Source organism: Streptomyces sp. DvalAA-43, assembly GCF_900091725.1.
Lineage (GTDB): Bacteria > Actinomycetota > Actinomycetes > Streptomycetales > Streptomycetaceae > Streptomyces > Streptomyces pulveraceus.
On record NZ_FMBW01000087.1, the window covers coordinates 232,038 to 257,416 of the forward strand.

At 69.6% G+C, this 25,379-nt stretch carries 19 protein-coding genes; 8 read left to right on the plus strand and 11 right to left on the minus strand.

Annotation, left to right across the window (positions count from 1 at the left end; genetic code table 11):
* The first annotated feature begins 63 nt into the window (after positions 1-63).
* On the plus strand, positions 64-1,029 hold the full coding sequence (locus GA0115234_RS35910; protein ID WP_093550449.1) for an ABC transporter ATP-binding protein: 966 nt from the start codon (positions 64-66) through the stop codon (positions 1,027-1,029).
* Positions 1,030-1,055: 26 nt separating this feature from the next.
* Complete coding sequence (locus GA0115234_RS35915) at positions 1,056-2,141, plus strand: ABC transporter ATP-binding protein (RefSeq protein ID WP_093550086.1); 1,086 nt, start codon at positions 1,056-1,058, stop codon at positions 2,139-2,141.
* Between the two features lie 192 nt (positions 2,142-2,333).
* Here GA0115234_RS35915 and GA0115234_RS35920 read toward each other — a convergent pair whose 3' ends face one another.
* The 9 genes from GA0115234_RS35920 to GA0115234_RS35960 all read right to left on the minus strand — a co-directional run bounded on the left by GA0115234_RS35920 (position 2,334) and on the right by GA0115234_RS35960 (position 15,168).
* Positions 2,334-3,485, minus strand: a complete 1,152-nt coding sequence (locus GA0115234_RS35920; RefSeq protein WP_093550089.1) for an ABC transporter ATP-binding protein — start codon at positions 3,483-3,485, stop codon at positions 2,334-2,336.
* A complete protein-coding gene (locus GA0115234_RS35925; RefSeq protein ID WP_093550090.1) occupies positions 3,478-4,536 on the minus strand; it encodes an ABC transporter ATP-binding protein in 1,059 nt (352 codons plus the stop codon). Before GA0115234_RS35925 ends, GA0115234_RS35920 begins: the two co-directional genes overlap by 8 nt.
* A 14-nt stretch (positions 4,537-4,550) precedes the next feature.
* The gene (locus tag GA0115234_RS35930; RefSeq protein ID WP_093550092.1) at positions 4,551-5,501 is read right to left on the minus strand and encodes an ABC transporter permease; all 951 of its coding nucleotides are present in this window, start codon (positions 5,499-5,501) and stop codon (positions 4,551-4,553) included.
* Positions 5,494-6,420, minus strand: a complete 927-nt coding sequence (locus GA0115234_RS35935; RefSeq protein ID WP_093550093.1) for an ABC transporter permease — start codon at positions 6,418-6,420, stop codon at positions 5,494-5,496. The genes GA0115234_RS35930 and GA0115234_RS35935 overlap by 8 nt, the downstream gene beginning before the upstream one ends.
* A 151-nt stretch (positions 6,421-6,571) precedes the next feature.
* Positions 6,572-8,215 carry a peptide ABC transporter substrate-binding protein gene (locus GA0115234_RS35940; protein ID WP_093550095.1) on the minus strand — a complete coding sequence of 548 codons (1,644 nt, stop codon included), beginning with the start codon at positions 8,213-8,215 and terminating at the stop codon, positions 6,572-6,574.
* 570 nt (positions 8,216-8,785) lie between these two features.
* Positions 8,786-10,657: a translational GTPase TypA gene (typA, locus tag GA0115234_RS35945; protein WP_093550097.1), complete on the minus strand. Its 1,872-nt coding sequence runs from the start codon at positions 10,655-10,657 to the stop codon at positions 8,786-8,788.
* Between the two features lie 595 nt (positions 10,658-11,252).
* Positions 11,253-13,631 carry an ABC transporter substrate-binding protein gene (locus GA0115234_RS35950; RefSeq protein ID WP_093550099.1) on the minus strand — a complete coding sequence of 793 codons (2,379 nt, stop codon included), beginning with the start codon at positions 13,629-13,631 and terminating at the stop codon, positions 11,253-11,255.
* A gap of 301 nt (positions 13,632-13,932) precedes the next feature.
* On the minus strand, positions 13,933-14,487 hold the full coding sequence (locus GA0115234_RS35955) for an isochorismatase family protein (protein ID WP_093550101.1): 555 nt from the start codon (positions 14,485-14,487) through the stop codon (positions 13,933-13,935).
* A 201-nt stretch (positions 14,488-14,688) separates the two neighbouring features.
* Positions 14,689-15,168 (minus strand): MarR family winged helix-turn-helix transcriptional regulator, encoded by a 480-nt coding sequence (locus GA0115234_RS35960; protein WP_093550103.1) that lies wholly within the window; start codon positions 15,166-15,168, stop codon positions 14,689-14,691.
* Between the two features lie 171 nt (positions 15,169-15,339).
* Here GA0115234_RS35960 and GA0115234_RS35965 point away from each other — a divergent pair, with 171 nt between their 5' ends.
* Positions 15,340-16,395, plus strand: coding sequence for a LacI family DNA-binding transcriptional regulator (locus GA0115234_RS35965; RefSeq protein ID WP_093550105.1), 1,056 nt, complete (start codon positions 15,340-15,342; stop codon positions 16,393-16,395).
* Between the two features lie 112 nt (positions 16,396-16,507).
* On the opposite strand, the gene GA0115234_RS35970 is transcribed toward GA0115234_RS35965, so the two are convergent.
* Positions 16,508-17,500, minus strand: coding sequence for an acetylxylan esterase (locus GA0115234_RS35970; RefSeq protein WP_093550107.1), 993 nt, complete (start codon positions 17,498-17,500; stop codon positions 16,508-16,510).
* Positions 17,501-17,800: 300 nt separating this feature from the next.
* On the opposite strand from GA0115234_RS35970, the gene GA0115234_RS35975 reads away from it, so the two are divergent.
* The 5 genes from GA0115234_RS35975 to GA0115234_RS35995 all read left to right on the plus strand — a co-directional run bounded on the left by GA0115234_RS35975 (position 17,801) and on the right by GA0115234_RS35995 (position 24,086).
* Positions 17,801-19,051, plus strand: a complete 1,251-nt coding sequence (locus GA0115234_RS35975) for a sugar ABC transporter substrate-binding protein (protein WP_093550109.1) — start codon at positions 17,801-17,803, stop codon at positions 19,049-19,051.
* Positions 19,052-19,076: 25 nt separating this feature from the next.
* The gene (locus GA0115234_RS35980; protein WP_093550111.1) at positions 19,077-20,069 is read left to right on the plus strand and encodes a carbohydrate ABC transporter permease; all 993 of its coding nucleotides are present in this window, start codon (positions 19,077-19,079) and stop codon (positions 20,067-20,069) included.
* Entirely contained in the window at positions 20,066-20,974 is a 909-nt protein-coding gene (locus GA0115234_RS35985) for a carbohydrate ABC transporter permease (protein WP_237542002.1), read from the plus strand. Before GA0115234_RS35980 ends, GA0115234_RS35985 begins: the two co-directional genes overlap by 4 nt.
* Before the next feature lie 98 nt (positions 20,975-21,072).
* Complete coding sequence (locus tag GA0115234_RS35990; RefSeq protein WP_093550113.1) at positions 21,073-22,275, plus strand: glycoside hydrolase family 1 protein; 1,203 nt, start codon at positions 21,073-21,075, stop codon at positions 22,273-22,275.
* Positions 22,276-22,610: 335 nt separating this feature from the next.
* Positions 22,611-24,086, plus strand: a complete 1,476-nt coding sequence (locus tag GA0115234_RS35995) for a glucoamylase family protein (protein ID WP_093550115.1) — start codon at positions 22,611-22,613, stop codon at positions 24,084-24,086.
* Positions 24,087-24,186: 100 nt separating this feature from the next.
* On the opposite strand, the gene GA0115234_RS36000 is transcribed toward GA0115234_RS35995, so the two are convergent.
* The gene (locus tag GA0115234_RS36000) at positions 24,187-25,209 is read right to left on the minus strand and encodes a hypothetical protein (RefSeq protein ID WP_343335968.1); all 1,023 of its coding nucleotides are present in this window, start codon (positions 25,207-25,209) and stop codon (positions 24,187-24,189) included.
* Positions 25,210-25,379: the final 170 nt, after the last annotated feature.

Sequence of the window (25,379 nt, forward strand, 5' to 3'; positions counted from 1 at the left end):
CCAGTGAGCACCCCCTTCCTCTCCGTACGCGATCTGCGCGTGCACTTCTCCACCGAAGACGGCATGGTCAAGGCCGTCGACGGGCTGTCCTTCGACATCGAGAAGGGCCGGACGCTCGGCATCGTCGGCGAGTCCGGCTCCGGCAAGTCCGTCACCAACCTGACCATCCTCGGGCTGCACCATCCCGATCACACCGAGATCGAGGGCGAGATCCTGCTCGACGGGCAGGATCTGCTGACCGTCTCGGAGCGGGAGCTGGAGCGGCTGCGCGGCAACAAGATGGCGATGATCTTCCAGGACTCGCTGGCCTCGCTGTCGCCGTACCACACCATCGGCCAGCAGATCGGTGAGACGTACCGCAAGCACACCGGCGCCTCCAAGCGGGAGGCGCGGGCGCGGGCCGTCGAGATGCTGACCAAGGTGGGCATCCCGCAGCCCGATCTGCGGGTGGACGACTACCCGCACCAGTTCTCCGGCGGGATGCGCCAGCGCGCGATGATCGCCATGGCGCTGGTCTGCGACCCGGAGCTGCTGATCGCGGACGAGCCGACCACCGCGCTGGACGTCACCGTGCAGGCCCAGATCGTGGACCTGCTCAAGGACCTCCAGCAGGAGACCGGCACCTCGATCGTCTTCATCACCCACGACCTCGGTGTCATCGCCGACATCGCGGACGACGTGCTGGTGATGTACGGCGGGCGCTGCGTGGAGCGCGGTACGAAGAAGGAGGTGCTGCGGGCTCCCCAGCACCCCTACACCCTGGGGCTGCTGAGCTCGATGCCGACCCTGGACGGCCCGGTCGACGTGCCGCTGTCGCCGATCCCCGGCACCCCGCCGAGCCTCCTCAACCCGCCGAGCGGCTGCCGCTTCCACCCCCGGTGCACCTTCACCGAGCAGGTGGGCGGCGGGCGTTGCGCGAGCGAGCAGCCGCCGCTGGAGCTCACCGCCGGGCGCGGATCCGCCTGCCACCTCACCGCGGAGCAGCGCGCCGAGTTCTTCGCAGACTTCGCCGGCACCCGGCCCAACTGACGTACAAGAGACGGGACTTCCCCACCATGAGCAGCACAGATCCCCTCCTGGACGTCTCCGGACTCACCAAGCACTTCCCGATCAAGGGCGGCTTCCCGATCCGGCGGACGGTCGGCGCGGTGCAGGCCGTCGACGGGCTGGACTTCTCCGTGGCCGAGGGCGAGAGCCTGGGCCTGGTCGGCGAGTCCGGCTGCGGCAAGTCGACCACCGGCCGGCTGATCACCCGGCTCCTGGAGCCGACGGCCGGCCGGATCTCCTACCGCGGACAGGACATCACCCACGCCTCGCGCAAGGAGCTGGCGCCGGTCCGCTCCGAGATCCAGATGATCTTCCAGGACCCGTACGCCTCGCTGAACCCGCGGCAGACCGTCGGCAAGATCATCACCGCGCCGATGGAGATCAACGGCATCAACCCGGCCGGCGGCCACGAGGCGCGGGTGCGGGAGCTGCTGGAGACCGTCGGGCTCAACCCGGAGCACTACAACCGCTTCCCGCACGAGTTCTCCGGCGGCCAGCGCCAGCGCATCGGGGTGGCCCGCGCGCTCGCCCTGGAGCCGAAGCTGATCGTGGCCGACGAACCGGTCTCGGCGCTGGACGTGTCGATCCAGGCGCAGGTGGTGAACCTGCTGCAGAAGCTGCAGAAGGAACTCGGCATCGCGTTCCTGTTCATCGCCCACGATCTCGCCATCGTGCGTCACTTCTCGCAGCGCGTCGCGGTGATGTACCTCGGCAGGATCGTGGAGATCGCCGACCGCGAGGACCTGTACGGCAACCCGCGGCACCCGTACACCCGGGCGCTGCTCTCGGCCGTGCCCGAGGCGTCCGCCGACGACACGCCCGCCCGTGAGCGCATCCGCCTGGTCGGCGACGTCCCCTCCCCCGTCAACCCGCCGTCGGGCTGCCGCTTCCGCACCCGGTGCTGGAAGGCGACGGACAAGTGCGCGAGCGAGGCCCCGCCGCTGGTGCGGGTGGAGGGCAGCCGGGAGGGCCATCTGACGGCCTGCCACTACCCCGAGGACCCGCAGTCCGTCGCGGCCGTCCCGAAGGCCCGTGGCGCCTCCTCCGGGCCCAGGCTCGACAAGGCTGCCGAAGACCCCGGGGCCGGGGCCTGACACCCCAGCCCCGGCCCCGGGGCGCCTCGCGGCCGCGGACCCGACCGGTCCCCGGCGGCGGGGCTCCCCCGACCCCGAGGAACCGAGCACGTGAGCCCCTTGACCCGAGCCACCTGCGAGCCCGGTTCCGGGAAAAGGAAGAAGCGCCCGGAACCGATCGGTTCCGGGCGCTTCCGCGTGGGTCGGGCTCCGTCAGGAGGCCGCGCCGACGATGTCCTTCTCCTCGGCGAAGTGACAGGCCGACTCGTGCGCCGCGGGGGTGTCCGAACCCTTGAAGCGCTCGGGGACGGCCAGCAGCGGCAGTTCCGTGGAGCACTTGTCCTGGGCCTTCCAGCACCGGGTGCGGAAGCGGCAGCCCGACGGCGGGTTCGCCGGCGACGGGACGTCACCGGTGAGGATGATCCGCTCGCCGCGCTCACGGGCCTCGGGGTCCGGGACCGGGACCGCCGACAGCAGCGCCTGGGTGTAGGGGTGCGTCGGGTGGTCGTAGATCTCCGCGTCCGTACCGATCTCGGCCATCTTGCCGAGGTACATCACGCCGACCCGGTCGGAGATGTGCCGGACGATCGACAGGTCGTGCGCGATGAAGACGTAGGAGAGGTTGAACTCGTCCTGGAGCTTCTCCATCAGGTTGATGACCTGCGCCTGCACCGATACGTCGAGCGCGGAGACCGGCTCGTCGCAGATGATGATCTCCGGGTTGAGCGCGAGGCCGCGGGCGATGCCGATGCGCTGGCGCTGACCGCCGGAGAACTGGTGCGGATAGCGGTTGATGTACTCCGGGTTGAGACCGACGACGTCCAGCAGCTCCTGGACCCTGGCCCGCCGGTCGCCCTTGGGGGCCACCTCCGGGTGGATGTCGAAGGGCTCGCCGATGATGTCGCCGACCGTCATGCGCGGGTTCAGCGAGGTGTACGGGTCCTGGAACACCATCTGGATGTTCCGGCGGACCGCCTTCAGGGCGCGGCCGGACAGCCGGGTGATGTCCTGGCCCTTGTAGAAGACCTCGCCGGACGTGGCCGTCTCCAGCGCCATCAGCAGCCGCGCGACCGTGGACTTGCCACAGCCGGACTCGCCGACGATGCCGAGCGTCTCGCCCTGGTAGAGGTCGAAGGAGACCCCGTCCACGGCCTTGACCGCGCCGACCTGGCGCTTGAAGAGGATGCCCTGGCTCAGCGGGAAGTGCTTGACCAGATTGCGCACCTGGAGGATCGGCTCACCGCGCTCCACCGGAGCCTCGATCGCGGCGACCGCGGCCGTCTCGTCCGTGGCGTCGACCGCCACGACCTCGGTGACGTTCGGGGTGGCGTCCATGGAACCGTCCGTCTTGTCCAGCTCAGCCATGGATCGTCTCCTTCCAGAAGTGGCACGCGCTGCCGCGGCCGGGCAGCTCGCTGCCGTCCTGCTCGGAGACCGGGACCAGCACCGGAATCTCCGTACGGCAGATGTCCTCGGCCTTGGGGCACCTCGGGTTGAAGGCGCAGCCGGCCGGGATCTTGAGCAGGTTGGGCGGCAGGCCCTTGATCGCGTAGAGCTCCTGGCCCTTCTGGTCCAGGCGCGGGATCGAGTCGAGCAGACCGCGGGTGTAGGGGTGCGCGGGCCGCTTGTACAGCTCGTGCACCGGCGCCGTCTCGACGATCCGGCCCGCGTACATGACCGCGATCTTGTCCGCGACGTCGGCGACGACGCCGAGGTCGTGGGTGATCAGGATCAGACCCATGTTGAACTCGGTCTGAAGCTCCTTGAGCAGGTCCATGACCTGCGCCTGGACAGTCACGTCGAGCGCGGTGGTCGGCTCGTCCGCGATGATCAGGTCCGGCTCCAGCGCCATCGCCATGGCGATCATGATGCGCTGGCGCATACCGCCGGAGAACTGGTGCGGGTAGTCGCCGACCCGCTGCGCGGCGGCGGGGATCTTGACCCGGTCCATCAGCTCGATGGCCTTGGCCTTGGCCTGCTTCTTGGAGAGTCCCTGGTGGACCCGGAACATCTCTCCGAGCTGGTAGCCGACCGAGAGCACGGGGTTGAGCGAGGAGAGCGCGTCCTGGAAGATCATCGCGATCTTCTGGCCACGGATCTTCCGCCGCTCCTCGTAGCTCATGGTGAGCATGTCCTGGCCGCGGTACAGGATCTGGCCCTGCGGGATCTTGCCGGGCGGCATGTCGAGGATGCCCATGATCGCCTGAGCGGTCACGGACTTGCCGGAACCGGACTCACCGAGCACGGCCAGGGTCTCGCCGGAGTCCACGCTGTAGTTCACACCGTTGACTGCCTTGGCGACACCGTCACGCGTGTGGAACTCCACGTGCAGGTCGCGCACTTCGAGGAGCGGTGCGTCGTTGGACCCTCCGGCGCGGGGCGCCGGGATGTCTGCTGTCTTGTCCATGATGGTCACGTCGTACGCCCTCCTCAGCGCAGCTTCGGGTCGAGGGCGTCGCGTACCGCGTCGCCGAGCATGATGAACGCGAAGACCGTGAGGCTGAGCATTCCTGCCGGGAACAGCAGCGCATGCGGGTTGTCCCGGATGGCCTGGCTGCCCTCGGCGATGTCGATGCCCCACGAGATCGTCGGGTCCGCGAGCCCGAGTCCGAGGAACGAGAGCGTCGCCTCGGCCGAGATGTACCCGCCGAGCGCGATGGTGGCCACGACGATCGTCGGGGCGAGCGCGTTCGGAAGGACGTGCCGGAAGAGGATCCGCGGGGTGCCGGCGCCGAGCGCGCGCGCCGCCGTCACGTAGTCCGCCTGCTTGGCGGTGATCACGGAGGCCCGCATCACACGGCAGATCGAGGTCCAGCCCAGGAAGGCCAGGGCCAGGATCACCACGTACACCTTGCGGTCGGTGAAGGCGTTCAGGACGACCATCGCACCGAGCAGGAAGGGGATGCCGAAGAAGATGTCCGTGATCCGGGAGATGACGGAGTCGAGCCAGCCGCCGAAGTATCCGGCGAGCATGCCGAGCAGGCCGCCGACCAGGGTGACCGCGGCGGTGACGCCGACGCCGACCAGGATCGAGGCGCGGGTGCCGTAGATGACACGCGCGTAGATCGAACGGCCCTGGCCGTCGTAGCCGAACCAGTCGGCCTGGAAGAAGTGCCCCAGGTCCGGCTTGGTCAGGAAGTGGTTGGTCAGGTCGCCGTTGCGCGGGTCGGCACCGGTGAACAGCCCCGGGAAGGCGGCTATGACCAGCAGGAGCAGCAGCAGGATCGAGGAGATCCAGAACATCGGGCGGTGGCGCAGGTCGAACCAGGCGTCACCCCAGAGGCTGCGCGGCTTGCCCTGCTCCTTGTGGCCGTCGGCGGCCGAGGGCGCGGCGATGGCGTCCACCACCGCTTCGGTCTGGGTCTTGGTCGCGTCAGGCATACCGGATCCTCGGGTCCAGGACCGCGTACAGCAGGTCGACGAGCAGATTGATCACAAGGATGACGAGGACGAAGACCGTGACGACGCCGACGATCGTCGAACCCTCGCGCTGCTGCAGCGCCTTGAAGAGCAGGTTTCCGACACCCTGGACGTTGAAGATGCCCTCGGTCACGACCGCGCCGCCGATGAAGCCGCCGACGTCCGTGCCGAGGAAGGTGACGACCGGGATCAGCGAGTTGCGCAGCAGGTGCACGCCGATGATGCGGCGTCGCGGCAGGCCCTTGGCCATGGCGGTACGCATGTAGTCGGCGCGCAGGTTCTCCGCGAAGGTGGTGCGCGTCAGCCGTGCCACGTACGCCATGGAGAGCATGGCGAGCACGAAGCCCGGTAGGAACAGCTGCGCGTAGTCCGTGGAGTCCTGGACGTTCGGTGCCACCCAGCCGAGCTGGTCCGCGAGGACGAAGCGGGCGAGGAAGCCGAGCACGAACACCGGGATCGAGATGACGATCAGGGTGAAGATCAGTACGCCGGTGTCGGCGGCCTTGCCGGCCCGCAGACCGGCCCAGGCACCGAGCCCGATGCCGACGATGATCTCGATGATCATGGCGACGGCGGTGAGCCGCAGCGTCACCGGGAAGGACTCGGACATCTCGTCGATGACTTCGCGACCACCGAAGGTCTTGCCGAAGTCGCCCTGGAAGAGATTGCCCATGTAGTCGATGTACTGCTTCCACAGGGGCTGGTCGAGCCCGAACTCATGGCGGAGCGACGCGACCTGTGCGGGGTCTGCCGCCTTGTCTCCCCACATCGCCCGGATTGGGTCACCGGGAAGGATGTGGACCATGAGGAAAATAATCAGAGTGGTCCCGATGAATACCGGGATCATCTGGAGCAGTCGCCTTGCGACGTAACGCCCCATCATGCCTCCATGCCGTGAGGGGTCGGCGATGGCCTTGTCAGAGTGTTCTCCGCCGCGGGGTGTGGGGGGAGAGCCCCGGGGCCGACGCCTACGGGCCGGTTCCGCCGCCCTCCGGAGAGGAGCGGCGGAACCGGCCGTCGGATCCCGAAAGTTACTTCTTGGCCTTGACCTGGACGTCGGTGAAGATCGGGTCACCGTCCTGGCCGTAGACGATCTTGCCGAAGACGTTCGTCGACTGACCGGAGTTGACCTTGTAGAACCACAGCGGAATGGCCGGCATGTCGTTCTTCAGGAGCTGCTCGGCCTCCTGGTACATCTTCACGGTCTCGTCGAGCGTCTTGGCCTTGTCGGCCTCCGCGGCGAGCTTGTCGAACTCCTTGTTGGAGTAGCCCGAGGTGTTGCCCGCGGCGGTGGAGCCGTACAGGTCGCGCATGAAGTTCGAGTTGACCGGGTAGTCGAGCACCCAGCCACCGCGGTACATGGACTTGACCTGGTGGTTGTCACGGGCGTTCAGGTCGGCCTGGAAGTCCGGCTTGGAGTCGCCGACGCAGTCGACACCGGTCGCCTTGCGGATGCTGTTGCAGACCGCGTCGACCCACGGCTTGTGGGACTGGTCGGCGTTGAACTGGATCGAGATCTTGTTGCCCGGGACGCCGCCGCCGTCCTTGATGAGCTTCTTCGCCTGGGCCGGGTCGAACTTCGTGACGTCACCGAGGGCGCCCGGCTTGTAGCCGAGCACACCGCGGGCGACGAACGAGTCGGCCGGGGTGCGGGTGCCGTGCAGCACGGTCTTGGTGATCGTGTCACGGTCGATCGCCATCGACAGACCCTGGATGACCTTGGGGTTGATGCCCTTGAACTGCTTGGTGTAGAACGCCGGGACGATCGACTGCACCGCGGAGTACTCGGCGTCGATGGCACGGTCGCCGAGGTCCTGCTTGTAGCTGGTGAGCGACGTCGTCGGGATCTGCTCGATCCAGTCGAGGTTGTTCGACCGCAGGTCCGAGTAGGCGGCGTCGGCGGTGGTGTAGTTCTTGAAGTCGATGCCACCGTTCTTGGCCTTGTTCGGGCCCTGGTAACCGTCGAACTTCCGGACCTTGATCAGCTTCTTGTGGTCCCACGAGACGAACTTGTAGGGGCCGTTGCCGATCGGCTTCTGGCCGGCGGCGGCCGGGTCCTTGAAGAAGGACTCGGGCAGCGGCGCCCAGACGTCGTAACCGAGCTTGTACGCGAAGTACGAGACCGGGCCGGTCAGGCTGATCGTGAAGGTGTTGTCGTCGACGATCTTCAGACCGGACATCTTGTCGGCCTTCGGCGCACCCTTGGCCGGGTGGACGTCCTCGTAGCCCTTGATGTCCTGGAACCAGCTGGAGTTGGTCTGGTTGTTCTTGACGTTGGCCGACCAGTTCCAGGAGTCCACGAAGGACTTGGAGGTGACCGTGGTGCCGTCGTGGAACTTCCAGCCCGGCTTGAGCTTGACGGTCCACACGGACGAGTCCGCGTTGGGCGTCACGGACTCGGCGTTCACGTAGACGAGCTTGCCGGTGCCGGGCTCGTAGTCGACCAGACCGGAGAAGATGGTGCGCAGGACACGGCTGCCCTGGCTCTCCTTGGCGTTCGCCGGCTGCAGCGGGTTCTGCGGCTCGCCGAGCTGGGCGGTCAGAATCCCGTTCGGGTCCGCCTTGCCCGAGTTCATGTCCTTGCCGCTGTCGCTGTCACTACCACCACAGGCAGTCGCGGCCAGGGCGATGATGGCCGCTCCCGCGACCCACTTGGCGCTCTTGGCACCACGCATGGGTTTCCTCCTCATGAGTCCACTTTTGACTACAAGAAGGGCACTGGAGTGATTCACCGACACCCCTGACGGTGATCGTTCAGTGCCCCTAGTGTGCTCGTGAGTCGGCACTCCCCACAGTGCGTGACCCATTGACCCGAGCTCAATGGAGCCAACTATTAAGTACGACCGGGCTGTAAACCACACTTAAAGGGTCTCGTTTTAACAACATCGAGAAAGCTCGATTGCCCGAAATCCGGACAAAGTGATCCCAGACAGACACCCTCGAAACGGACCGTTAACGCAGCTTTCGGAGAGCGACGATCGATATGCGGACGGATCGCCAGGGAAAACCACTGGACAGAGGCCTGAACGGCCTGCTTGACAGCGCACAGCCGATTCCATGGGGTTGCTGATGCAACACCGGGTGCAACACCGCGCGCCGGGTCGCCGATGCGGCACCGGACACAACACCGCACACCGGGGCGCACCCCGATTCAGCGCACGACAGGGCCCGGCCTTCCGTCAACTGGCGGAAGGCCGGGCCCCGTTGTGTGGTTCATCCGGGCACACGCGGCGCCCGGCGCAGGATCAGCGCTTGGCGCGCGACGCGGCGCGGCCGCGCTCCTTCTGGTCGAGGACGACCTTGCGGATACGGACCGTCTCCGGGGTCACCTCGATGCACTCGTCCTCGCGGCAGAACTCCAGGGACTGCTCCAGGGAGAGCTTGCGGGCCGGCACCACGTTCTCCGTGGTGTCGGCGGAAGCCGCACGCATGTTGGTGAGCTTCTTCTCCTTGGTGATGTTCACGTCCATGTCGTCGGCGCGGGAGTTCTCACCGATGATCATGCCCTCGTAGACCTCGGTGCCGGCCTCGGTGAAGATGACACCGCGCTCCTGGAGGTTGACCATGGCGAACGGCGTCACGGAACCCGAGCGGTCGGCGACCAGCGAGCCGTTGTGACGGGTGCGCAGCTCGCCGAACCACGGCTCGTGGCCCTCGAAGATGGAGTGCGCGATGCCCGTGCCGCGGGTCTGCGTCAGGAACTCCGTACGGAAGCCGATGAGGCCGCGGGACGGGACGATCCACTCCATGCGGACCCAGCCCGAACCGTGGTTCGTCATCGTCTCCATGCGGCCCTTGCGGGTCGCCATCAGCTGGGTGATCGCGCCGAGGTGCTCCTCGGGCGAGTCGATCGTCATGCGCTCGATCGGCTCGTGCGTCTTGCCGTCGATCTGCTTGGTGACGACCTCCGGCTTGCCGACCGTGAGCTCGAAGCCCTCACGGCGCATCTGCTCGACGAGGATGGCCAGCGCCAGCTCGCCGCGGCCCTGGACCTCCCAGGCGTCGGGGCGCTCGGTGTCCAGGACGCGGAGAGAGACGTTACCGATCAGCTCGCGGTCCAGGCGGTCCTTCACCTGGCGGGCGGTGACCTTGTGGCCCTTGCCGCCCTTGCCGACCAGCGGCGAGGTGTTGGTGCCGATGGTCATCGAGATGGCCGGCTCGTCGACCGTGATCAGCGGCAGCGCGATCGGGTTCTCGGGGTCGGCCAGGGTCTCGCCGATCATGATGTCCGGGATACCGGCGATGGCGCAGATGTCACCGGGGCCCGCCTTCTCGGCCGGCTTGCGGGTGAGCGCCTCGGTCATCAGCAGCTCGGTGATGCGGACGTTGGACATGGTGCCGTCGCGCTTGATCCAGGTGACGGTCTGGCCCTTGCGCAGCTCGCCCTGCTCGACGCGGCAGAGCGCGATACGGCCGAGGAAGTTGTCGGCGTCCAGGTTGGTGACGTGGGCCTGGAGCGGGGCCTCGTCGTCGTACTCCGGGGCCGGGACGTGCGCCAGGATCGTGGAGAAGAACGGCTCCAGGTTGTCGCTGTCGGCCGGGACGGTGCCGTCCTCCGGCTTGGTCAGCGAGGCGACGCCGTCACGGGCGCAGGCGTAGACGATCGGGAACTCGATCTGGTCCTCGTCCGCGTCCAGGTCCAGGAACAGGTCGTACGTCTCGTCGACGACCTCGGCGATCCGGGAGTCGGGACGGTCGGTCTTGTTGATGCAGAGGATGACCGGCATCTTCGCGGAGAGCGCCTTGCGCAGCACGAAGCGGGTCTGCGGGAGCGGGCCCTCGGAGGCGTCGACCAGGAGCACGACCGCGTCCACCATCGACAGGCCGCGCTCGACCTCACCACCGAAGTCGGCGTGGCCGGGGGTGTCGATGATGTTGATCGTGATCGGGTCCCCGCCGTCCTTGGGGTGATACTTCACCGCCGTGTTCTTGGCGAGGATCGTGATGCCCTTCTCACGCTCCAGGTCGTTCGAGTCCATCATGCGGTCGTCGAGGTGCTCGGCGGCGTGCGCGGCGAAGGCGCCGGCCTGCTTGAGCATGGCGTCGACCAGCGTGGTCTTGCCGTGGTCGACGTGGGCGACGATGGCTACGTTACGGATGTCGTGGCGCGTGGGCATGGGTGGCTTGCGCTTCTCTCGGATCGTGGGATCAGGCGTCTAAGTCGGTCTCAAGTCCTCGTACGCCCGCCGGGCGGACGCGCCACGGCTCGTCCAATGGTACGGGGCTGGCGCCGCAGCGGCTTCCCGGGCAAGCCTCGGCGGCCACCGGACGGGCGTCACGAGGGTCCGCCGGGCCGCCGCGGAGGGTGTCTGCGCCGAGTGCCGACGCGTACGTATCCGGTGGTGAGGGCCCGCGTCCGCTCCGTGTTCGCGCCCCCGTGGCCGGTTCTTCCGGCGAACTTCACCGGATTTCGTATCCACGGCCCCCGGGGCGGCACGGGCGGGCATGGGGCCGGGCCGTGACCGTGAGGCGGCGGCGTCCGGTGCGGACGTACGAAGGGCTCCACGGACACGGCCCGGCACGGCTTCGGAGGTGGGGCTCCGGAGCGCTGTCTCCGAGAGAACCGGAGTAGGGGCTCCGGGGCGGGGATCTCGAAGGTGGGGGGATCGAGCGGCCACCCGGGTCAACGGGCAGAAGCGACCTTGCCCGCCGGACAAGCCGGCGGGCAAGGGATTTGAGCCAGTTCTGAGCTTCCGGTACTGCGCTGACCTGCTACTTCTTCTGGCCCGCCGGGGCTCCGGCGGACTGCGGCTTCTGGAAACCGATGTCCTGGTAGCGGGGCGCCCCGAAGCCGAAGGCCCCGACGTTCAGCAGCTTCTTGCTCGCCGCCACGAGCTGCGGACGCTGGTAGAGCGGGATCGACCCGGCGGCGGCCCAGATCCGGGCGTCGGCCTGCTTCATCAGTTTCCGGGCGGTGCCCTCGTCCAGCTCCGAGACCGCCTCGTCGAAGAGCTGGTCGATGTGGTCCGTGCCGACCCGGGTGTAGTTCTGCTCGACCAGCAGCGAGCCGTCGGTGGCGGGCACCGGCTTGGCGAAGATCGGGCGGTCGTCGGTCGCCGGGTAGGCGGTCGCGGGCCAGGAGTAGAGGGCCAGGTCGTAGTCGCCGGAGGCGATGTGGTCCTGGAAGTAGCTCTCGTCGGGGACCTTGGTGATCTCCGTACGGATGCCGACCGATTCGAGCATCGCCGAGATCTTGTCCCCGACGCTGCGCAGCGGCTCCGATCCGGGACCGGACGGCAGGACGAAGCGCAGGGTCAGCGGCTTGCCGTCCTTGCCGAGCGGACCACGCCCCGGGCCGGCCACCCGTGCGGGGGCGGCGGTGCCCACGGGGGCGTACGCCCCGGCGGCGCCGCCGGGGCGCCTGTCGTGCGCGGTGAGCCCGGCGAGGGCGTCCTCGGAGATGCCGGAATCGGAGAGGTAGCCGGCCTGGCGCAGCAGGGCGGAGCTGTGGAACGCGGCGGCGGGGGCGGGGGCGAGTACGTGCGTGAAGCTGCCCGCCGGGTCGCCGTCGCCGGGCTTGTCGTCCTCGCCGACGATGTAGAGGCCCTCGTCGGCGGAGGGCTCGCGCCGGCCGGTGTCGTCACCGGACTTGCCGTCGTCGGTGCTGCCCGCCTTCCCGGCCGCCGGTTCCGTCCCCTTCTTCTCGGCCTTCTCCGCCTTCTCCGTGTCCTTCGCACTCTTCTTCCCGGCCTCGCTGCCCGCCTTGGTGCCGTCCGTCCGGGAGACCGCGCCCTCCGGCGTCCAGCCCGCGTCGGCCAGCAGCGCCTGCGCCTTCTCGGTGTCCTGTCCGCCGAGTGCGTCGCTGCTGTCCTGGTACGCCGGCTGTCCGGCCAGGGCCAGGTGGCTGCCGAGCGGCCGGGCGGGCAGGCCGAGCGGCTTGAGCACGGTGTCCACCAGCTCCTGGCGGTTCAGGGCCCGTGCGACCGCCCGGCGCACCCGGTCGTCGGCGAGCGGTCCGGACTCGCCGTTCAGCGCGAGCTGGGTGTAGGCGGGCTCCAGCGACTTGCGCACCACGTAGCCGCGCAGCCCGTCCTGTTCGGCGGCGTACGCCTCGGTGGCGGCCCGGCTCTTCTCCCTGGCCGCCTGCGCGGCGGCCGCCTCCTCGGCGTTCGAGCCGTGGGCCACGGCCCAGGAGCGCAGGGCGGCGGCCGGGTCCGTACCGGAGCCGGGGCCGTGGGCGGGCGGCTGCCCGCCGGCGCCCCGGTCGCGGGTGGCCTGTGCGATGCGGCGGACCGTCGCGGCGTCGACATCGGCCACGTCCACCTGGTGCGCGGCCAGGGCCTCGGTGCGGTCCTTCGGCGCGACGGCCCGGAAGACCAGCGAGTCGAGCTTGGCCGGGGCGCCCCACCAGCGCGGATCGCGGACCAGGGTGACCTCGCCCGCCCCCTTGTCGACCCCGCGCAGCCGGAACGGCCCGGCGGTGGCCCTGAGGGTGGTCCGGGCGCCGTCGTTGAAGGCGTCCGGGGAGCCGGTCACCTCCTTCGGGTACAGCGGGGAGAAGAGCGAGCGCCAGTCCGCGTACGGCTTGGCGAAGGTGACCCGCACCTCCAGGTCGTCGGCGCCGCGCTCGATCTTCTCGATGCGGTCGTAGCCGGCGTTGCGGGCGGTCCAGAACGCCGAGTCCCGGCCGCTCAGCGCCCGCCACTGGGCCACGAAGTCGGGCGCCCCGATCTCCCGGCCGTCGCTCCACACCGCCTGCTGGTTGATCCGGTAGAGGACCACCTGCCGGGGCTCGCGCTCGACCACCTTGGCGGACTCCAGATAGTCCGGGTTCAGCTGTGGCCTGCCCTGGGCGTCCAGCGGGAAGAGCGTCGGCAGCAGTGCGCCGGTGATCCGGGTGGTGGAGCCGTCGGCATCCGCCTGGAAGGCGTTGAGGGTGGTGGGCACGGCGTCGATCGCCCAGTTGACCGTGGAGCCCTCGGCGACCTGGTCCCGGGCGGCAACGGCGACGTCCTGGGGGGCGATCCCGGCGGTCGCGCCGCCGTCGGAGCTGCATCCCGCCAGCACGGGGAGCGCCAGCACGCCTGTCGTGAGGAGCGCGAGGGAGCGGCGCTTTCGGGCCGTCCCCCGCGGGACGCCGACGTGGGACATGGCTGATACCTCCGGGGCCGGCCCGACCCACCCGTCAGCGGGTGTGCCAGATGGTGCGTTTTTGGTGGCATTGGCTGTTGATCACACTGGTTCCGTCCCTCCACTGAATGCGCCCCCGCGCGAGAGGCGGCGCAGACACGGCGCGACGGCCCCGAACCTCACCCGTGCGGCGCAGCGGCCCCGGTTGCCGCACCGCATGGGACACCACATGGGACCGGCCGACCCGACCACGGGGGTCGGACCGGCCGGAAGGGGCGAGGGATCAGCCGAGGAATCAGAGAGATCAGAGGGACCGGAGAGATCAGCCGAGCAGCTTGATGATCGCCTCCGTCGTGTCCGTCTCGCCCAGGCGCGGGAAGATCCTCTCGACGCTGTTGCGGTGGGCGTCGGCGTTCATGTCGGTGACCGCGTCCGTGGCGATCGTGACGTGGTAGCCGTGCTCGTACGCCGAGCGGGCGGTGGACTCGACGCCGATGCTGGTCGCGACGCCGGTGAGGACGACCTGGGTGACGCCCGCACGGCGCAGCCGGAGGTCGAGGTCGGTGCCGTGGAAGGCGCCCCAGGTCCGCTTGGTGACCACGATGTCGCCCTCGCGCGGGCCGAGCTCGGGCACGATGTCGGCCCAGTCGGCGGGCGGCTGCCCGCCGGACCCCGCCGGCGCCTCGTTGCGGCCGGGGGCGCCGTCGACGACATGGACCAGGACGACCGGGAGGCCCTTGGCGCGGAAGGCGTCGGCGAGGGTGGCGGAACGGGCGACGACATCGGCGGTGGGGTGGGCGGTCTCCAGGCCGACGATGCCCTTCTGGAGGTCGATGACGACCAGGGCGGTCCTCGGGTCCAGGGTGGTTGCGGTCACGGTGATGCTCCTGTGGCGTGGGTGAACGGTTGGGTTCTGCTGCGGTACGGGCCGGAGTGCGGGTTCGGGTGCGGAGGCAGGTTCGGGGGGTGCGCCGGGTGCGGGACGCGGTCGGTGACGGCCGTGGGTGGCCGGTGACGGCATCGGTGGCCGACGACAGCGCCGGTGGCCGGTGACGGCACCCGCGCCCGGCGACGGCCTTCAGTGGCCGGTCAGCCGGTCCAGCAGTTCGACGGCCTCGGCCACGGTGCGGCGCTCGGCGCCGTCGAGCCCGGCCGCGAGGGCCTGGGCGAGCCAGTCGCGCTTGGCGGCCCGGACCTCGGCGAGCGTCGCGGTCCCGGACTCCGTGAGCGACATCACCGACTTCCGGCCGTCCTCCGGATCGGGCGCCCGCTCGACCAGCCCCTGGCTCTCCAGCGCGCCGAGCGTGAGGCGCATGGACTGCGGACGCACGTACTCCGCGCGGGCCAGCGTGGCCGTGGTGGCCGGCCCCTCCCGGTCCAGCCTGGCCAGCACCGAGCGCTGTGTCGGGGTGAGCAGACCCTCCGACGACGTGCTGCGCAGCCGCCGCAGCAACCGGCCGACCACATCGGCGAGCTGTGCCGCCAGCTGCTCGGCCTCCGGCTCGGCGGACGGGGCGGCGCGACGGCCGGCGGGGGTGGTTCCAGTCGGTTCCGGCATGCCCCCAACGTAAAAGATGCGCAGGACACCTTGCAAGGTGTCCTGTCATTTCTTGGGTCGGTCTTGCCCGTCGCGCGGCCCGCGATCTAGGGTGAATGCGCTTTCAGAAGAGGGTCGGTACATGCAACAGCAGGTGCTTCGGTACGGAAGAAGAAGCGGACGGTCGGTCGAGTGAGCGCCCCAACGGTGTACGACGTCGCCGAGCGGTCGGGCGTCTCCATTGCCACGGTCTCGCGGGTCTACCGCACCCCCGATTCGGTACGTGCCCAGACCCGTGAGCGGGTCCTCGAAGCCGCCCGCCAGCTCGGTTACGTCCCCAGCGGGAACGCCCGGGGCCTGGCCAGCCGGACCACCGGCGTGCTCGGTCTCTGCTTCCCCGACATGGCCGACCCCGACGCCGAGGCCGACGCGGAGGCGGACAGCGACGCCGACGACGCGGTGATGCTCTACTCCGACCAGATCATCCGCGGCATGGAACGGGCGGCGCGCCGGCACGGGTACGCGCTGCTGATCGCCGCGTCGATGGAGGACGGGCCGGAGAGCGTCGTCGCGAAGGTCGCGGGGCGGGTCGACGGCTTCGCCGTACTGGCGCGGACCGTGCCGACCGAGGACCTCGAAGTCATATCGCGCCGGCTCCCGGTGGTGATGATCGCCGGGCCGCGCGAGATCGACCATCTCGACCACATCGTCGTCGCGAACGCGGACGGCGAACGCGAACTGGCCCGCCATCTGATCGAGGACCACGGGCTGCGCAGGCTCGCCTTCGTCGGCGGCGAGGTCGAGTCGCCGGACGCCGAGGCGCGGTTCCTCGGCTTCCGGCAGGCGTGCCGCGACGCCGGGCTCCCGGTGCCGGACGCACCCGACCTGCGGGCCGAGATGATGACGCAGGCCGAGGGCGCACGGGCCGCGGAGGCGCTGCTCGACCGGGCCGGCGAACGGCCCGAGGGCATGCTCTTCGCCAACGACCAGATGGCGGTGGGCGCGCTGCGCGCACTGGAGCGGCGCGGGGTGCGGGTGCCCGAGGACATCGCGGTGACCGGCTTCGACGGGATTCCGCTGAGCCGGATCGTCCAGCCACCGCTGACGACCGTGCGCCAGCCGATCCGCCGGCTCGGCGAGCAGGCGGTGGAGCTGCTGGTCCAGCGGCTGGGCAACAGCGGCGCCGAGCCGGTGTCGCTCATGCTGCCGGTCTCCCTGATCCGCCGCGCCAGCTGCGGCTGCGGCTGACGGGACCGGTGGCCGGGGCGGGCCTCTCGGGCGCGACCCAGCCGGGCGGGCCTCTCAGGACCGCCCGGCGCCCCGCGCCCTCATCAGGCCCGGCCCAGCACGCCCCGCACCCTCAGGCCCGGCCCAGCCGTGCCCCGAAGAACCGCTGCCGGGCCGCCCGGAGCTCCGCCTTCTCCGCCTCCGTGCCCTCGTACTCGAAGTGCCCCGCCTCCAGCACCGTCAACTCGTGCTCACCGGCCAGCGCGTTGTGCACGGCGAACTGCCCCGGCGGCGGCACCGAGGGATCGAAGAGCGCCGCGGCCACCAGCGTGGGCACCTCCAGCCGCGTCGCGGCCGTGGCGGCGTCGAAGTACGGCAGCACCTCGTCGACCTCGGGGTGGTCCTGGCGGTAGCCCTGCACCGCCTCCCCGCTGCCGATGCACGGCAGGGTGAGCCGCAGCGGGTGGTTGCCGAAGGTGGGCACCGTCAGCTGACCGGCCGCGAAGCGGTCGTCCCAGGGCAGCGCCAGCGCGCCGAGCCCGCCGCCGAAGCTCTCCCCGAGGTATCCGAGCCCCGGGCCGCCCTCCTGCCGCGTCAGCCCCGGCACCAGCTCGCACAGCGCCGACGCGGCGCACCACAGGTCCGCCACGCAATCGCCGATGACATAGGTGTCGCGGGACTCGATGCCGTGCAGCACGTGCGCGGCGGACACGTCCGGTATGCCCGGGTGCAGACCGCGCGACCCCATGCCGCGTACGCACGGCAGGATCGCCGCGGCCCGGGGCAGCGGCAGCGGCACGTCGGGGCCCGGCTCGTCCCGGCCGCCGTAGCCGTGTCCGATGACGAATCCGTACTCCGCCGCCCCCTCGACGGGCAGCGCCACCCAGCCGCCGAGCCGCACCCCGCCCACCGAGGTGAAGGTCACGCCGTGGATCCGCACCCCGTCGCGCTCCTCCTCGGGCGGGCCGAGCTCCGGCTCCGTGGCGACCTTACGGGCCTCCGCGTGGCGGGCCTGCCAGAAAGCGTCGAAATCGTCCGGAGCGGAGGGGGCGGGGACGCCCAGCAGGTCCGGGAGCGTGTATCCGTAGGCCGGATCGAAAGGGAATTCATGTGCGAGCGAAGCCATGGACCCGACCGTATCCGCCCCGTCCTCGACCGTACAGACCTCTTGATCGTCACGGAGCAGACCCCTTGATCGCCACGACACGGACCCGTTGCCCCGCGGGGACCCGGTAGCGAAATCGGTCACATCACCCCCAATTTCACAAACAACCCACTTACCGTGACAAGTTGAACATTCAGATGTCCAGCACGTTGCACGAGTGTGACCAAGCACCCTCTTGCGGATTCCTGAATCTCTGCCGCAGAGTGATGTATGCGCTTACAGGCAGCGCATACATCCGGATTGCTCAAGGAGGAGCCCTCCATGTCCCGCACCGCCAGAAACGCCTCGATCGGTATCGCGGTCACGGCCGCGCTCACTCTCGGTCTCACCGCGTGCGGCAGCTCCGGTGGCGACGAGGTCGCCGCGGACAAGAAGCAGACGATCACCGTCTGGGCCATGGGGGCCGAGGGCGAGAAGCTCGCGGATGTGGCCAAGGTCTACGAGAAGGCCAACCCGAACATCACCGTCAAGGTGACCCCGGTGGGCTGGGACGTCGCCCACCAGAAGCTGGTCTCCGCGGCCGCCGCCGACACCCTGCCGGACGTGGCGCAGATGGGCGGCAGCTACATGGGCGAGTTCGCCGAGCTCGGGGTCCTGGAGCCGGTCGACACCAAGACCTTCCACGAGAAGGACTACTTCCCGTCCGGCTGGAAGCAGGGCGAGGTGGACGGCCAGGCGTACGGCGTGCCGTGGTACGTCGACACCCGCGTCCTCTACTACCGCACCGACCTGGCAGAGAAGGCCGGCATCACCAAGGCTCCGACCAACTGGAAGGAGATGCAGGACCTCGCCACGGCCTACCAGAAGAAGGCCGGGACCAAGTGGGGCCTGTCCATCCAGCCCAGCGGCCTGGACACGGTGCAGAACTTCTACTCCTTCCTGTACTCGGCCGGCGGCGAGATCGTCAACGGCAAGGGCGAGGCCGTCATCGACAGCCCCGAGGCCGTCAAGGCGCTCAAGGAGTACGGCTCGTACTTCGACAAGGGGCTCTCCAACAAGTCCGTGCAGCCCGGCTACGACGTCGTGAAGGACTTCGGCAACGGCCGCGTCCCGATGTTCTTCGGCGGCCCCTGGCACGTCACCCTGCTGAACGAGGGCCAGCCGCAGATCAAGGGCAAGTGGGCGGTGGCCAACGTGCCCGCCGACAAGACCTCCGCCTCCATGGCCGGCGGCTCCTCCCTGGTGGTCTCCAAGGACAGCAAGCACAAGGCCGCCGCCACCGAGTTCATCAAGTACCTGACGGACACCAAGGGCCAGGCCGACTGGTACAAGCGCACCAAGGACCTGCCGGCCAACACCTCCGCCTGGACCTCCGGCACCCTCGCCGACGACGCCGACCTCCAGGTGTTCAAGAAGCAGATGGACACCGCCAAGGCCTCCCCGTCGCTGTCCAACTGGACGGAGATCACCGACAAGGTCGACCAGGCCATCGCCAAGGTCACCCAGGGCAAGGCGTCCGCCGAGGACGCGCTCAAGACGGCCCAGTCCCAAATCGAAGGCCTTCTGAAGTAATCGAAGGCCGGATGAAGTAGGAGTCATGCGCACCATGACCGCAAAGGCCGCACAGTCGGCCAAGGCGCAGGCCGGGCCGGGGACCTCCGGGTCCCCGGCCGCCGGGCCCGCAGGTCGCCGGGGTGGCAAGAAGGCCTCGATGGGCGTGCAGAACGTGGCCGGCTGGCTGTTCTCCACCCCCTTCCTCGTCCTCTTCCTCGTCTTCATGGCGTTCCCGATCCTCGCGACGCTGGTGATGAGCTTCACCGACTTCGGGCTGCGCAATGTCACGCACCCGCTGGACGCGAACTTCATCGGCTTCGAGAACTACGTCAATCTGTTCAGCGACGAGAAGTTCCTCAAGTCGCTGTTCAACACGGCGTACTTCGTGGTGATCGGCGTCCCGCTGACGATCTTCCTCGGACTGGTCGTCGCCGTACTGCTGAACAACGGCATCGACCGGGCGCGGACCTTCTTCCGCGTCGGCTTCTACGCCCCGGTGGTCACCACCATCGTCGCGGTCGCCGTGGTCTGGCGGTTCGTGCTCGACCCGAGCGACGGGCTCATCGCGGGGCTCTTCTCCGAAGTGGGCCTCACCTCGCCCGACTTCCTGGGCTCCGAGAAGCTCGCCATGCCGTCGATGATCGCGATGGCCGTCTGGCGCAACCTCGGCACGGTCATGGTGCTCTTCATCGCCGGTCTGCAGGCCATCCCCACCGAGGTGCGGGAGGCCGCGCGGCTGGACGGCGCCGGTGTCTGGCAGGAGTTCAAGGGCATCACCGTTCCCCTGCTGCGGCCGACCCTGCTCTACGCCACGGTGATCACGACCATCGGTTACCTCAATGTCTTCGAGGAGCCGTTCGTGATGACCCAGGGCGGCCCCTCGGACTCCACGCTCACCGTCTCGCTGAACATGTACCGCGAGGGCTTCAACTTCTTCCACATGGGCTATGCGAGCGCCATGGCGTATGTCCTCTTCGTAGTGATCATGGGCATCACGGTGCTGCAGCTCCGACTGCTGAAGGACAACACGAAATGAGCGCCACCAGTGCACCGGGCGCCGTCTCGACGGCGCCCGCGAAGAAGCCCGGGGACACACGGCCCTCCGCGCCGAAGAAGAACCGCAACCCGAAGCGCGTCCTCGTCTACGTCCTGCTGTCGGTCGGCCTGCTGATCATGTCGGCGCCGTTCCTGTGGATGGCGGTCTCCGCCTTCAAGACGCAGACGGAACTGACGGCCAGCCCGCCGGTGTGGATCCCGACCGAGTGGACCCTGGAGAACTTCCGGGAACTGCTCGACAAGCTCGATCTGCCGCTGTACTTCATGAACTCGGTGATCGTGGCGGTGCTGGTCACCCTCTCGAACCTGGTGTTCTGCTCGATGCTCGGGTACGCCCTGGCCAAGCTGAACTTCGCCGGCCGCAACAAGATCTTCGGTCTGGTGCTCGGCGCCCTGATGGTGCCCGGCAACCTGATGCTGCTGCCGCTGTTCGTGCTGATGAGCAAGTTGCACCTGATCGACTCCTACGCCGGTCTGGTGCTGCCGTTCGCCGCCGGAGCCTTCGGGGTCTTCCTGATGCGGCAGTTCATGCAGTCGATCCCGGACGAGCTGCTGGAAGCGGCCCGGATGGACGGCGCCGGTGAGTGGTACATCTTCTGGCGCATCGTGATGCCGCTGGTCAAGCCCGCCCTGGCGACGCTGTCGATCTTCACGTTCCTGGGCTCCTGGAACAACTTCGTCTGGCCGCTCATCGCGACCAACGACCCCGACAAGTACACCCTCCCGGTCGCCCTGGCCACCTTCGCCACCGACCCCAACAAGGCGGGCGGCTCCAACGGCATGCTGATGGCCGGTTCCCTGCTGGTCGTCCTGCCCGTCGTGGTCCTGTTCATCGCGCTCCAGCGCCACTTCACCCAGGGCATCGCCACCGCGGGCATGAAGTAGAGCCGGACAGGCCCCGGCGCCGCCCCACCGAAACGTACGAGGCCACGGCCCCACACTCCGTCGGCCACACCCCTTCATCACCAGAGAGACAATTCGCGATGACGCATACCCAGGTCCCGTTCCCCGAAGGCTTCCTGTGGGGCGCCTCCACGGCCGCCCACCAGATCGAGGGCAACAACACCAACAGCGACTGGTGGGTCAAGGAGCACGCCGCGGGCACCCACATCCAGGAGCCCAGCCTGGACGCCTGCGACAGCTACCACCGCTGGCACGAGGACATGGACACGCTGGCCGGTCTGGGCTTCACCGACTACCGCTTCTCCATCGAGTGGGCGCGCATCGAGCCCGCCGAGGGCCGGTTCTCCCGGGCCGAGCTCGCCCACTACCGCCGCATGGTCGAGGGCGCGATCGCACGCGGCCTCCGCCCCATGATCACCCTGCACCACTTCACCGTTCCGCAGTGGTTCGAGGCGCGCGGCGGCTGGACCGCCGAGGGCGCCACCGAGCTCTTCGCGCGCTACGTCGCGGCCTGCGCACCGGTGATCGCCGAGGGCGTCGGCCACGTCTGCACCATCAACGAGCCGAACATGATCGCCGTGATGGCCGGCCAGGCCAAGCGGGGCGACAACAGCTTCCCGCCCGCCGGTCTGCCGACCCCCGACGACGAGACCACCGAGGCCGTCATCGCCGCGCACCACGCGGCCGTCAAGGAGGTCCGGGCGATCAACCCCGACATCCAGGTCGGCTGGACCATCGCCAACCAGGTCTACCAGGCCCTGCCCGGCGCCGAGGAGGTCACCGCGGCCTACCGGCACCCCCGCGAGGACGTCTTCATCGAGGCCGCCCGCGGCGACGACTGGATCGGTGTGCAGTCCTACACCCGGACCAAGATCGGCACCGACGGCCCGATACCCACCGCCGAGGGCGTCGAGCGCACCCTCACGCAGTGGGAGTACTACCCCTCCGCGGTCGGCTACGCGCTGCGCCACACCGCCGAGATCCTGGGCAACGGCATCCCGCTGATCGTGACCGAGAACGGCATCGCGACCGACGACGACAGCCGCCGCGTCGACTACTACACCGGCGCCCTGAACGAGGTCGCGTCCGCGATCCAGGACGGCCTGAACATCCAGGGCTACCTGGCCTGGAGCGCGCTCGACAACTACGAGTGGGGCTCCTACAAGCCCACCTTCGGCCTGATCGGCTGGGACCCGGAGACCTTCGAGCGCCTGCCCAAGCCGTCCGCCGTCTGGCTGGGTGAGATGGGCCGCACCCGCGCCCTGCCGCGCATCGCCGACTGACGTCGGCCCCCTGAGCCGACCCACCTCGGCTCTCCCGAGCCGACCTTCACCTCGGCTCCCCCCCGAGCCGACCCACCTCGGCTCCCTCCGACCGGGAGCGACCTGACAGCTCCCGCCCGTACGGGAACCGGCGACACCTGACGGACGCCGGTTCCCGTACAGCAGGGCCCCCGGGCCCTGTGCCCGCGTGCGGCGCCGCTCGTGTCCAGCCCTGCTCACGAGCGGCGGCGCACGCGGGTGCCGTACACGGCACTGCGCCCGGCGCCCGCAATCACGACCGACGAACGAAATCCGCCCACCGCCCACAGTCGGTGGCTCTTCTTCGAGGGGTTCTGATGGACCGTCGTACGTTTCTCACCGCAGCGGGGACAGGGGCCGCCGCCCTGTCGCTCGGAGCCGTGGCCGCGCCCCCGGCGGGCGCCGCCGCGCAGCCCGCGCGCGGCACGCACGCCCCGCTGCTCCTGCGCTGGTTCCGCGACACGTATCGCTCGATCGAGGCCATGACGACCGACTTCGGTCTCGCCGTCGACAAGATCGACGTCAGCGGGCCCGGCGCCCCCGTCCAGTCGCGTCAGACCTCCCCCACCAACATCGGCTGCGGCCTCTGGTCCACCGTGGCCGCCGCCGGGCTCGGGGTGATCGACCACGGCACCATGCGCCGCAGGCTGGAACACACCGTGCGGGCCGTCGAGAAGCTGGAGCGCCATCACGGCTTCTGGCTCAACTGGTACGACGCGCACGACGGTTCGGTCCTCACCGAGTGGCCCGGCACCGGCGATCCGGTCCGCCCGTTCCTGTCCTCCGTCGACAACGCCTGGCTGATCACCGGTCTGCGCATCGCCGCCGACGCCGCGCCCGCGCTGCGCCCCCGCGTCGCCCGCATCCTGGCCACCGCCGACTGGTCGTACTACTACACGCCGTACGACCCGGCCGACCCGGTCGCCGGACCCGGTCAGCTGCGCGGCGGGTTCTGGCCCGACACCGAGGAGCCCACCGGCCACCACTACGGCGCGCTCAACACCGAGCCGCGCATGGCCAGTTACCTGGGCATCGCGGACGGTTCGCTGCCCGCCGACCACTACTGGCACCTCCTGCGCACGATGCTCCCCGAGCACGAGCAGGAGCAGCACCCGCAGGGCAGCTACGTCGCCATGGACGGCGTACGCGTCTGGCAGGGGCACTACACCCATCGCGGCCGGAAGATCGTCCCCACCTGGGGCGGTTCGATGTTCGAGGCCCTGATGGTGCCGCTGTTCGTGCCGGAGGCGGAGTGGTCGCCGAGGTCCTGGGGCCTGACGCACCGCCGGTACGTCCGCAGCCAGATCGAGCACGGCATGGTGGAGGCGGAGTACGGGTACTGGGGCTTCTCACCCGCCAACATCCCCGAGGGCGGCTACCAGGAGTACGGCGTCGACGCGATCGGCATGCAGGTCGACGGCTACGCCTCCAACACCGACCGTACGTATACGAAGGACGGCGAGCCGCTGCCGCCCGCCTCGGCGTTCACCAACGGTGTGGTCACCCCGCACGCCTCCTTCCTCGCCCTGCCCTACGCGCCGGACGAGGCGATCGCCAATCTGCGGGCGCTCGACCGCGACTTCGGCGCCTACCACGCCGGATACGGCTTCCGGGACTCCGTCAATGTCGGCACCGGCCGGGTCAGCGACTATCTGCTCGCGCTCGACCAGGGCATGATCGCGGCGGCGCTGGCCCAGGCGATCCGTCCCGGTCTGCTCCAGCGGCCGTTCCGGACCGGCGGGTTCCAGTCAAAGGTGCGGCCGCTGCTCGCCAAGGAGCGGTTCTCCATCTGAGCCCCCCGAAACGTGGCGGCGTACCGGTCCGGGGCGGAGCGCTCGGGGCCCGGCCCCGGCCCGGTACGCCGCCGCTCGATTCCGGTCCGGTCCGCTCCGGTCAGTTCCAGCCCGCGCGGTACGCCTCCCAGTCGCCGTCCCGCGCGGCGAAGTCGACATAGAGCGCGACCCCGAACCGTTCGCGGTCGCGGTCCGTGCGCCCCAGCCCCAGTCTGGTGCCCCGGACCGCGGCCTCGACCGTCTCGGCCGACTCGTGGTGTCCGAGGTCGCTCTCGTGGAAGAACGGCAGCCCCATCAGCAGATCGGTGTCCTTTGGCGTCACTTCGAGGGCGAGCGCCGTCTGGTGGGCGACATAGCCGCCGAACATCCCCTCCAGGGGCATCCAGGTGTCGTACGACATGACGGCGATCTGGTCGACCCGGCGCGCGACCTGTCCGAAGAACCTCTGCGACCACCATTTCTCGCTGCCGCTGAGCGCGCCGATCACGCTGTGCGCCGCCGGCAGCGGGTCGATCTGGTGGGCGGCGACCGACAGCCGCGCCCCTCGTGCGCCGGTGAGTGCGCCGAGGTCGTCGAGGAGCGAGAGGTAGTGGCGGTCGCCGGAGTGCAGCGGCTCCAGGTCGAAGTGGACTCCGTCGAACCCGGCGTCCAGGATCTGCCGGGCCGAGGCGACCACGGCGGTGCGGGACGCGGCCCGCTCCAGGCGCAGCCCGTCCGGCCCCTCGGTGGCGAGTACGTCGCCGAGCCAGGCCTGGACCCGGATGCCGGGCAGAGTGCGGTGCACGGCGTCGATCAGCCACCGGGCCCGGGGGTGGCGGTCGGCGGGCAGGGTGCCGTCGTGTTCCAGTGGTCCGGCGTGGACGTACAGGTCCTTGATGCCGGTGCCCTCGATCCGGGTGGCGAACGCGGCGAGGTCGGCGTCGTTCTTGCGCCCGTCGACCCAGGCGTGGCCGAGCCAGATGGCGTCGCGGCCCCGGGTGCGGGTGCCGTCGCCCGGGTCACCGGAGTAGCCGAGCCGCAGGGCGACGCCCGCGGTGAGGACAGGCACCACGACCACCAGGACGGCTCCCAGCGCGATCCGTCTCGGCCAGGTCCACCGGAACCGGGCCGCCCGTCCCCGTATCCCCCCGGCCGCCTGCCCGGCCCTCCTCCCGGCCGTCCGCCTGATCCTCTTCCCCGCTGCCCGCCTGATCCCCGTGAACACGTCCGTCTCCCCCTGTGTGCCGGTGTGCCGTAGGGCATCATGACGCACCGCCCGGGGACCGGTGGCGGGCCCGGTCGCCGGGTCGCGGG

Coding starts and splice junctions, on each gene's coding strand:
- GA0115234_RS35950 (WP_093550099.1), bottom strand. CDS start 13,631: ATGTCCCACGTCGGCGTCCCGCGGGGGACGGCCCGAAAGCGCCGCTCC.
- GA0115234_RS35960 (WP_093550103.1), bottom strand. CDS start 15,168: ATGCCGGAACCGACTGGAACCACCCCCGCCGGCCGTCGCGCCGCCCCG.
- GA0115234_RS35915 (WP_093550086.1), top strand. CDS start 1,056: ATGAGCAGCACAGATCCCCTCCTGGACGTCTCCGGACTCACCAAGCAC.
- GA0115234_RS35920 (WP_093550089.1), bottom strand. CDS start 3,485: ATGGCTGAGCTGGACAAGACGGACGGTTCCATGGACGCCACCCCGAAC.
- GA0115234_RS35990 (WP_093550113.1), top strand. CDS start 21,073: ATGACGCATACCCAGGTCCCGTTCCCCGAAGGCTTCCTGTGGGGCGCC.
- GA0115234_RS35910 (WP_093550449.1), top strand. CDS start 64: ATGGTCAAGGCCGTCGACGGGCTGTCCTTCGACATCGAGAAGGGCCGG.
- GA0115234_RS35940 (WP_093550095.1), bottom strand. CDS start 8,215: ATGCGTGGTGCCAAGAGCGCCAAGTGGGTCGCGGGAGCGGCCATCATC.
- GA0115234_RS35995 (WP_093550115.1), top strand. CDS start 22,611: ATGGACCGTCGTACGTTTCTCACCGCAGCGGGGACAGGGGCCGCCGCC.
- GA0115234_RS35985 (WP_237542002.1), top strand. CDS start 20,066: ATGAGCGCCACCAGTGCACCGGGCGCCGTCTCGACGGCGCCCGCGAAG.
- GA0115234_RS35935 (WP_093550093.1), bottom strand. CDS start 6,420: ATGGGGCGTTACGTCGCAAGGCGACTGCTCCAGATGATCCCGGTATTC.
- GA0115234_RS35970 (WP_093550107.1), bottom strand. CDS start 17,500: ATGGCTTCGCTCGCACATGAATTCCCTTTCGATCCGGCCTACGGATAC.
- GA0115234_RS35975 (WP_093550109.1), top strand. CDS start 17,801: ATGTCCCGCACCGCCAGAAACGCCTCGATCGGTATCGCGGTCACGGCC.
- typA (WP_093550097.1), bottom strand. CDS start 10,657: ATGCCCACGCGCCACGACATCCGTAACGTAGCCATCGTCGCCCACGTC.
- GA0115234_RS35980 (WP_093550111.1), top strand. CDS start 19,077: ATGCGCACCATGACCGCAAAGGCCGCACAGTCGGCCAAGGCGCAGGCC.
- GA0115234_RS35930 (WP_093550092.1), bottom strand. CDS start 5,501: ATGCCTGACGCGACCAAGACCCAGACCGAAGCGGTGGTGGACGCCATC.